6 protein-coding genes (1 of these 6 cut by a window edge) are annotated in these 2,500 nt (G+C 32.4%); 1 reads left to right on the forward strand and 5 read right to left on the reverse strand.

Annotated features, from left to right (window positions below):
* Nucleotides 1-459 precede the first annotated feature (459 nt).
* From QW060_RS23205 to QW060_RS23220, 4 genes are all read right to left on the reverse strand, one after another.
* Nucleotides 460-600: a hypothetical protein gene (locus tag QW060_RS23205; RefSeq protein WP_290365254.1), complete on the reverse strand. Its 141-nt coding sequence runs from the start codon at nt 598-600 to the stop codon at nt 460-462.
* Between the two features lie 40 nt (nt 601-640).
* Nucleotides 641-1,000, reverse strand: coding sequence for a hypothetical protein (locus QW060_RS23210; protein WP_290365255.1), 360 nt, complete (start codon nt 998-1,000; stop codon nt 641-643).
* Nucleotides 1,001-1,066: 66 nt separating this feature from the next.
* Entirely contained in the window at nt 1,067-1,258 is a 192-nt protein-coding gene (locus QW060_RS23215) for a hypothetical protein (RefSeq protein ID WP_290365256.1), read from the reverse strand.
* Nucleotides 1,259-1,360: 102 nt separating this feature from the next.
* On the reverse strand, nt 1,361-1,495 hold the full coding sequence (locus QW060_RS23220; protein WP_290365257.1) for a hypothetical protein: 135 nt from the start codon (nt 1,493-1,495) through the stop codon (nt 1,361-1,363).
* 539 nt (nt 1,496-2,034) lie between these two features.
* Here QW060_RS23220 and QW060_RS23225 point away from each other — a divergent pair.
* Entirely contained in the window at nt 2,035-2,301 is a 267-nt protein-coding gene (locus QW060_RS23225; RefSeq protein WP_290365258.1) for a hypothetical protein, read from the forward strand.
* Here QW060_RS23225 and QW060_RS23230 read toward each other — a convergent pair.
* Nucleotides 2,281-2,500, reverse strand: the 3' portion of a protein-coding gene (locus QW060_RS23230) for a hypothetical protein (RefSeq protein ID WP_290365259.1). It continues 155 nt past the right edge of the window; 220 of the gene's 375 nt are visible here — the last part of the coding sequence; its start codon lies off the right edge, out of view — the gene reads right to left on this strand; its stop codon occupies nt 2,281-2,283. The two genes, QW060_RS23225 and QW060_RS23230, sit on opposite strands and share 21 nt — an antisense overlap.

Raw genomic sequence — 2,500 nt, forward strand, 5'->3', positions numbered from 1 at the left:
GACTACCAGTGTCTGTATAGGGTGTAATTTACATTAATAAAACAACGCCTCCTTTGCTTTGTGCATTTACTGCCATACAAAATCCTGCAAAGCTCCTATTGTAAAGAATTTCCTTATCATACGTATTTTTTTTAGTAGTTTTCAACTGTTTTTAATAGTTGTGAACTATAGTAAATGTAGGATATTTTCCTTAACAAGCGTTAGGTTTTTTAGTTTTTTTTAAGATAAAAAACAGAGTCGTTTATGGTTATAAAACAGCCAGATAGGCCAGAAAAAATTATTTCTGACACATTTAATTTTCTAAAAGAGGGCTTCGTCAGGATAAAAATCTTCTTAGAAATGGTTTTTTAAGGATTTTTCTTTTTCATTCTTCGAATGCTCCAACCTTATTTCTTTGGGTTTTTTACCCGTAGTATTTTTTATAAAGGAACTGAAATTACCTCATCTGTAAAGCCCAACTCATAGGTTATTTCTGCAATGGTAAGATGTGTATAAGCGCAAAATGCGAATACTCTCATTGATTACCTTTTCACTGATCATCTGTTTGGCAGACTTCCCCAATAATTCCTCCGCCATGAGGCTCAGCCTTCTGGGCGGCACATTTAATTGTTTTGCATAGAAACCAACCGTTCGTTCCGTCTTAATAGTGTTGTTGCAGTAACACGCGAAACCTATTGACTATTTCAATATAAGTGTACTTATTGGTCTCTATTCTGTGTGTAGATTCGAGAATAAGCAAACCGTCTAAAATGATACTCTCTATAGAATTATGTGCCACAGATATATACAATCCGTGATCTTTCTCTTTATAGAATGTTAAACGTTCTACAATAAACTGTTTTATCTGTTCTCGGGACCTTATAGATTGAAGAATAAAAACATTGGAATCTGAAGTAAAAAATAATTCTGAATTAAGAAAAAAACTGTCATTGGCTGATTTTTCATAAAAGTGGAAGAAAATGTAAATCCGACCGTTTTTTCTTATGTGCAAATTTTCCAAAACAAATATTTTTTCCGGGACCGATAAATACAAAGCTATTGGCTTCAATCGAATATTCAATACCTTCTACAACAAATACAGAAGAATTTGGAAACCAAAAGATATAAAATAATCAAGTGTATTAAAATAGGTATTACCCTGATTTCTCGTAATTAAGTTTTTTATATAGTTTATACTGAAGCCATCTTCTTTTAATTGCTCGGTAATCTGATAAATAGTGTCCATGTGTAATTGATTAATAAAATAAATTTTCCTCATCAATCTTTTTCATCTTATCCATAAAGCAAAAGGCCTTTTACTTTTATTTACTTTTCTTTTATAACTTCTAATAAGTCCTTTCCCTGCTTCTGATGATTTCTTCTACAATGCTTCCATAGCTATCTTATCATTTCTACGGATTCTCATCTTAGCTGAGTCTGCAGTTGTATTTAGCATTTCTGAAAGCGTGATGTAATCACCATATCGAATTTTGTTCTTTATTTGTTCTAATTTCATAACAAACTTATGTGATTTATTATACCTTTGTTTCACGTGATATAACAAATATCGAAACATAATTCGAAAAAACAAATTTAATTCGAATGATTTTTCGAAAAACAGAATAAATAATTTATTTATGAATAACATAAATCAGAAAATCAATGCTATTGCCTAAAAGAATTTAAAGGAAATATTCGAAATTCGCTGAGTTTTATGGACACGAGTGAAGCTAACATCCGAAATTACAGAAGCAAACACTTCCTAAACTTGACTTTATTGTAAAGCTTCACACGAAACTCGAAATAAGTTACGATTGGCTGTTTTCAGGTTTATATGAGAACGATGATAAAACATATCTTCTTACAGATGATATTCCTATAGAATATAAAAAGAGTCCTCTTGTTCCTCTTTATGATACTATTCATAAGACCGGAGAAAGTAAAAAAGTCACCTCACAAGATGAGCATTTTAAAAATATTTCTCCTGTAGCCTTTATTAATACAGGAGACTGGTTTCCTGCTGCGACCGCTACATTCAAATATTATGGCAATCACATGAAAGAATATCCCAACGGATGTGTACTTGCCCTAAAAGAAATTGATGACTCCAAAGCGATAGTGTGGGGTCACAACTACGCTGTTCTCACGGTTGATGGTTTCTTCATCAAACGCATACAAAAAGCTGATGAAGCTAATACAATAGTTGCTTATAGTTCAAATGAAGACCGTTCAGCAGATGGTAATCTGATTTATGAACCTATAAAAATTCCAACAGACAGGATTCTGCGCTATTATGAAGTTTTAGGATATGTAGTAAAGTAACTGAGATTTGTTATAATTTAAAAAGCGGAAGAAAACATGAAAAATTTTCTTCCGCTTTTTAATTGATTTCTGGTTCCATAAGCCTGAGTTCTTTCGGATTGCTGCCGGTATGTGTTTTGAAAAAGGCACTAAAATTCCCTCATCCTTAAAACCCAACTCATACATGACTTCAGTAATGGTAAGGGGGGTATGTTTCAGC

This window comes from Paenimyroides ceti (assembly GCF_030409925.1).